This window comes from Pseudomonas sp. 18175, assembly GCF_050432925.1.
In the GTDB taxonomy this organism is placed as follows: Bacteria; Pseudomonadota; Gammaproteobacteria; order Pseudomonadales; family Pseudomonadaceae; genus Aquipseudomonas.
The window spans coordinates 117,768-123,767 of the sequence record NZ_JBKFTO010000019.1; the positions used below are offsets into that span (position 1 = coordinate 117,768).

Consider the following 6,000-nt stretch of genomic DNA (forward strand, 5'->3'; position numbering starts at 1 on the left):
TCACCGAAAGGTGGGCCCTTTTTTGTTGTCCGGAATTTCATGCAGAACGTTCACAAAATATCGGGTTCGTTCACAACGGGCAATGTGAACGCCAACGGCAGCTCATTTTCGTGTGGGATTGAGCGGTGTCGAGCTAGCGAGCAGGGTGTAGCTANCGGAATTTCATGCAGAACGTTCACAAAATATCGGGTTCGTTCACAACGGGCAATGTGAACGCCAACGGCAGCTCATTTTCGTGTGGGATTGAGCGGTGTCGAGCTAGCGAGCAGGGTGTAGCTAATGGCTCTACCTGCTATGTTTAAGATATTGATTTTATAGGATTTTCAATAAGAGTGTCTTGAGGTTGGACAAGGGTTGGGCGAGCACTAATTAGTGCACGCCTTGAGCGTCTTTACCTTTATAGCTCTCCAATGACCGCTCGATGGTTCTCGCAATGATTAGCGTGGCTGCGATCTGTTTTTTCTTCCTTTCAGCTATTTTAATGATCCGCATGGCGGTAATCTGCCATCAGTGGACAAGCGCTTCGCATGTGGTGATTAGGCTTTGAGTTTCGCCGAAATTGAGTCCTATCTGTGACGCGCAAAGCTGGAATATTGACTAGGGAGTGGTTGCATGGATGTAGATGATAGCTGGGAAGAGCGTAGCTATACGGACGATGTGGGGAGCGCGCCTTCACTTGTGGAAAAATTTACAATTGAAGGGCTTTATAAGTACAGAACAATAAGTCTGTCATCAAAATACTCTGCAACTATCCTAATTGCCAAAAATGGGTCCGGAAAAACCACATTGCTTGGGGCTCTTGACGCGTTCTTGAAGGGGCAGTTTTTACGGCTAGTTGATTTACAGTTTTCTAGAATAGTTTGCAGATTAAGGGGCGTAGATCAAGAGCTTGTTGTTGAAAGGGCAGAGATTGATGAGCTTGCTAAAATTTCAGATGGCTCTGAGGTGGGGCTCTACGCTAGACGAATTGGAGTTGATGCGTTCGCCCTCATGGAGTTGTTGGATGGTGATTATAAAGCTTCAATAAATGAATATGGTGGAGAGGAGATTCCGGAGAAAATTGTAAATCATAATAACTACTCTACGCATCTCTCTATAAAGACTTGTGATAAGTTGTACGCGACACTCTATGATGCCGTTCCAAATCTTCAAAGAGTTAGAGCTGTTACAAAGAAAGCTTTAAATGGTTGCGAAGTTGTCTATCTGCCGACTTATAGGCGAATTGAATTACCTCTGGATAACGAAAGCGAAGAAGTTCGCAGGCCAAGAAGGAAGAAGAGTGTGAAGTCCAGACTTGGACTTGGTCGTCGCTCACTATTCAGTACTGATATTCAGTTTGGGCTTGCTGATATCTCCGAGCGTCTTAACTATTTAAATCAGGAAATATTATTCGAGTCAAATCAAGGTTATAGAAAGATTAGTGCTAATATTATTAGTGATCTAATTAGCGGGGGTTTTGACAAGGATCAAGTGGGTCCGTTTGAGCGGCCAGATAAAGAAGCCCTCGCTTTGTTCTTTGCAAGGCTCAGAGATAATAGAGGGATTCACTTCAGGGAAGATGTTTCTATTCCAGATTTGGATAAGGTCTATAGTGGTGATATATCAGTAGAGTCGAATAAATTTCTTTCGTATTTTCTCGATAAGCTAAACTCTGTTATCAAGGCCACAAGAGGAGTCGAAGAAAAGGTCGAAGAATTCATAAAAAGCTGCAACAAGTATTTGTCGGAGGAGGATGATAGTGTAGCAGTTTACCAAAATGGTGACGGTAGGTACTCTTACTCCGATGATAAAGAGCTGATTCTTGATCGTAAAACTCTCCAGGTAAAGGTAAAGAGTTTAGTAACCGGAAAAACAATATCATTAGAGTTTCTTTCTTCGGGAGAAAAACAAATGATATCGCTGTTCGCACGGCTTTATCTTTATCCGGAAAAGAAAATCGTTCTAATTGACGAGCCAGAGCTATCTCTATCGCTAAATTGGCAACGAAAAATTCTGATTGATGTTTTGAACAGTAATTCGTGCGAGCAAGTTATCGCAATTACTCATTCTCCATTTGTATTCGATAATGCTTTAGAGCCTTATGCGAAGTCGTTGGACTTCGTAATCGATTTAAAGGCTGAAACAGATGCAGCGAAGGATGAGGACCGAGGAGATGGAGATGAGTAACGCTGAGGCTTTACCTTCTCCAAAGGCCGGGCTTTTGCAAGATCTTAAAGACTCCCGAAGTCGTTCGGCGGTTCTAAAGACACAGCTAGTAGTGCTAAAGTCTTCATTGCGCAGCCCAACTATCTTCGTGTTTGAAGGTCCTGAGGACAAAACAATATACCATCATTGGATATGTAAGATTAATTATGCGCAGTCTTATGAGTCTTTTGTGTGTAATGGTAAAAGTCAAGTTTTGAAGCTCTTTTCTGCGGTGGAGAGAGATGTCAATGATTTGGGGGTGGGGGTATACTTTTTTATTGATAAAGATTTTGATTCATTGCAGGAGCATCCTGCAAGTCAAAAAATATTCTTAACTGAAGCTTATTCGGTAGAAAATTACTTAGTTAGATCTGAAACAGTTCTTGAGTTGCTAAAATCGCATTTTCACTATTTGCCAGATATAGCGCTGAGAACTAGATTGGTGGATCTTTTTGATCAGCTTTATCTAGATTTTTTGACTGTTACAAGCGAAATCAATTTCAGAAGTTTTGCATGTAGGCACTTGAAGATAGATGCAGTGCCTGGACTTCCAAAAAAATTAAATAAACTGGCGGCTGTGGAGCTAGATAGAATATCGCCCGTTGGCGATTCTCCTGAAAATATTATTATGTTTAGGCGAGAGCCTTCGCAAGTGGAAGTAGACGTTGCAAGGGTGGAGTTTGCCAAGCTCATTCCTAAGCGAGACTATCGAGGTAAGTACGCAATGATGTTTTTAATGCGCTGGTTAGACTTATTGGTCAGAGATCGCAATTCCGATGATAGTAAGTTTTTTAATGGTGTTAAAACGGCGGATGCGGTTGCAACTATAAACCTCGATTGCGTAGCCTCTAGATCCGTTATCCCTCCAGGGTTACATGAGTTTCTGGAAGCGGTTAGGGCAGGCAACTAAACCAATAATATCGAATCTGCATCTGAATGCTGGTTGCTTTCAGCTTCCAGCATTGTACTAATGAGCACAAATTTATACGGTAATCCCAAAAATATTGATTGAAATCTGGCGAATCCGTGTCACCCATACCGCACCTCATTAATTGAGCATCTATCATAGCAAGGTGCCCACAGCCCCTGAAACAGAGTTGGAAATTGTTGTTCAGCCGCTCGCTGAGTGCTGCACAGCGACCCGGCAAACAACCTGTCCGACTTCCAAGCGCTCATGGTCGTGTCAATTCCTCACTCAGCTTTCTGGCGCTAATATCACCGACCGCCAACCAGCGTATAGGACATCATTGCGTGCAGGTCGTGCAGCATCTCCGCTGTCTGTCTAAGGGTGGTGACTACGTCCTTGTTCTGAGTGTCGTCGTGGGAATATGCTTCAACTACCTCCCCCTCATCATTGACCATCAGCATGGCCTTAACGGGAGGGCCATCAACATGCATTCGCTCTACCATGGATTCGACATCATCACGTCGAATCGTGGATTTTTGACTATCTCGTTCAGCATCTTTTGTAACTGGGTATCGAAAGAACGTACTAGACGCGTCTGTGGCTTCAATTGACGCTATCCAATCATCTAACTCTTTAGGCAGGACCCAATACTCAGGTAGCGTCCCCGGAACGTGTGAGAGCGGCTCAGCTAATTCGGCAAGAAGTGAGCGAACCTCTTCGTAAAGAGGATTAAGACTATGGACTCTATACAAGGGTTGTCTTTTTTTCGTTACCAATACACTTGGTTCGCCATCTGGTGGGATATCTCCGTAAGGAATCGAAAACTTTCGATGGAGAAGAATGATTCCAGACTTCAAATATAGCTCGATAGCGTGTCGGTAGAGAAAGCTAATAGGTAGATGTGAATTTAAGCCAGCGCCTTGTGGGTTATCATTAAGTGCGTCGGCAGAATATCTAAAAGAGTCTGCGACGGCTCCGAAGCCTGAATCGAAGTGCTGATCAAACGGCAAAAACATATGGAGCATTCGCAATCCCTCGCATTGGATGGGGTGACATGGTGCGTAAAATAATACCTATCATTGCTGAAAGATGCTTCACTCCCCCGTATTTCAAAATCGAGATTTCAAGTCGAATCCGTATTTTCAGACGACCAAATCCAGTGGGCTTGGAATAGGTCGTCAGGGTTTAACAGGATCCGACCCATAGAGAGGCCAGCTGCTTAACTTTTTGAAAATCCCCCTGAGCCTTCGTACAGTCGCGGTACGTAATGCCAGGAATCGTGCCGCACTTTGTATTTTCGTCGCTCGGCGAGACTCAGGCGAGCTCACGCTTGATCCGGTGCACCGTTGCAACACTACAATCAGCGAGCTTTACAATCTGCTCAGTAGGCATTTTTGGATACTTCACCATCAGTGACCTCACCTGTTCCCACAGCGTGGCATTCCGCCCCTTACCCGATGAATTCCAATCAGGTTCAGCATGTTTTTGTTCTCTAACCCTTGCTTGATTCATTCCACGCGCTTGCCGTGCTGTTATCCGCTGACAGAGATTTTTCGAACTCCGCAATCAGGTCTTGAAGTCCAACGCCCAGCACGGTGCACAAATCACGCAGTTGTACGATGTCCAAACGGCGTGTCCCGCTCTCCACATCGCTCATAAAGGATTGAGGTCGGCCTAGTGCCTTTGAGCACTCAACCTGAGTCAGTTCAGCGGCTTTCCTGTACTTCTTCAGCAAAGACAGAAGCGCGGCGTGTTCAGGTCTATAGATCGTCTTAGGCATGGCTGGACAACTGCGAGATGAGAAGCCGCCAACCTATATCTGGTTTTCAGATATCTGAATTTGGGATAATCTGGTTCGCTTCAACGGGTGCTGGTCAATTTCAAGGGAAATCGCTATGCGGAAATTTGGTTACTTTTCACTCATAGTAGGGCTGCTTTGCATCGTCGGTGCTTTAGCCATGGATGTTTCGGTGTCGTCGGGAGCGGGGCGAGTCAACAACATTGGGTTGATGGCCGAGCGGCAAAATTTCATCCTTATTGGGGGACTTCTGCTGCTAGTCGGCGTAATTATGGCTGTTGCTGGAAAGCGTCAAGTGGAGGTCATCGGTAGCTCCAACGATGGTCGAGCTTGTCCAATATGCGCCGAGACTATTCGATGTGCAGCGGTGAAATGTAAGCACTGTGGATCCGAAGTGGACAGCGTCATCAATGGCGTAAGGTGTGATGCGAGTGTAATGGTAGAGCCTACGGATAAGGAGAGGAAAATGCTTTGGATTGCTCGCGGGGTTTTGTATTCAATTTTCGCAGGTTTTATCGTGTTCTCTATACTAGGCAGGTGAAAGCCTCTAATCGGCATGGCATGTAAGAGTGTGAGCAGAGTTATTAGACACTTAGGCTAGGAGCTCTCCCTTCTACCTTAAGTCCGAGTTTGTAATCTCATTTCTGACAGGTTTCTGTGCAAGGTGAGCTGCTATGCTGATCGGTCTCAATTTTGACCACTCCGTTACGGCTACGACCAATAATTGCGAGTGAGTTAAAGAGATAACAGCTACAGGTGGTGCTAGAAAAAAATCATATCCTTCCAGCACCACCTGTGTATACCCAGCTACTAGTCGATCAAAATCGAGGAGCTATCATCACCCAACTGCGGAGGTATGGCGCCAGACGGAAGCCCCTCTGTGTGAGCATGGGTTCGCCAAGATATACCGAAAATAGATTTGGCAACTTTAACGAAGGGTTCGGCGTTCTTACCGATCGTGCCTGCTACTACGCTCGCCTCAATAGCAAGGCAATAAAGTTTGTCTGTAAGGGGCCGGCGAACTCACCTTCCGAACCCCGACTTTAAGGTCGATTGTGTCCGCGTAATTTAAGCGGACGCAATTACCCTTAATATCAGGATCGCCATGCGT

4 protein-coding genes are annotated in these 6,000 nt (G+C 45.2%); 2 read left to right on the top strand and 2 right to left on the bottom strand.

Annotation, left to right across the window (positions count from 1 at the left end; genetic code table 11):
• Positions 1–612 precede the first annotated feature (612 nt).
• Together ACLD1Y_RS23300 and ACLD1Y_RS23305 are read left to right on the top strand one after the other, a co-directional pair.
• Entirely contained in the window at positions 613–2,166 is a 1,554-nt protein-coding gene (locus ACLD1Y_RS23300; RefSeq protein WP_429480139.1) for an AAA family ATPase, read from the top strand.
• On the top strand, positions 2,159–3,094 hold the full coding sequence (locus tag ACLD1Y_RS23305) for a DUF4435 domain-containing protein (protein WP_429480140.1): 936 nt from the start codon (positions 2,159–2,161) through the stop codon (positions 3,092–3,094). The genes ACLD1Y_RS23300 and ACLD1Y_RS23305 overlap by 8 nt, the downstream gene beginning before the upstream one ends.
• 305 nt (positions 3,095–3,399) lie before the next feature.
• Here the strand turns inward: ACLD1Y_RS23305 and ACLD1Y_RS23310 are convergent, their stop codons facing one another.
• Both ACLD1Y_RS23310 and ACLD1Y_RS23315 read right to left on the bottom strand, forming a co-directional pair.
• Complete coding sequence (locus tag ACLD1Y_RS23310; RefSeq protein WP_429480141.1) at positions 3,400–4,116, bottom strand: hypothetical protein; 717 nt, start codon at positions 4,114–4,116, stop codon at positions 3,400–3,402.
• A gap of 467 nt (positions 4,117–4,583) precedes the next feature.
• A complete protein-coding gene (locus tag ACLD1Y_RS23315; protein WP_236380067.1) occupies positions 4,584–4,871 on the bottom strand; it encodes a helix-turn-helix domain-containing protein in 288 nt (95 codons plus the stop codon).
• Between the last annotated feature and the right edge of the window lie 1,129 nt (positions 4,872–6,000).

Excerpts from the sequence above, each read along its gene's own strand:
- ACLD1Y_RS23310 (WP_429480141.1), bottom strand. The coding sequence starts at position 4,116 with ATGCTCCATATGTTTTTGCCGTTTGATCAGCACTTCGATTCAGGCTTC.
- ACLD1Y_RS23315 (WP_236380067.1), bottom strand. The coding sequence starts at position 4,871 with ATGCCTAAGACGATCTATAGACCTGAACACGCCGCGCTTCTGTCTTTG.
- ACLD1Y_RS23300 (WP_429480139.1), top strand. The coding sequence starts at position 613 with ATGGATGTAGATGATAGCTGGGAAGAGCGTAGCTATACGGACGATGTG.
- ACLD1Y_RS23305 (WP_429480140.1), top strand. The coding sequence starts at position 2,159 with ATGAGTAACGCTGAGGCTTTACCTTCTCCAAAGGCCGGGCTTTTGCAA.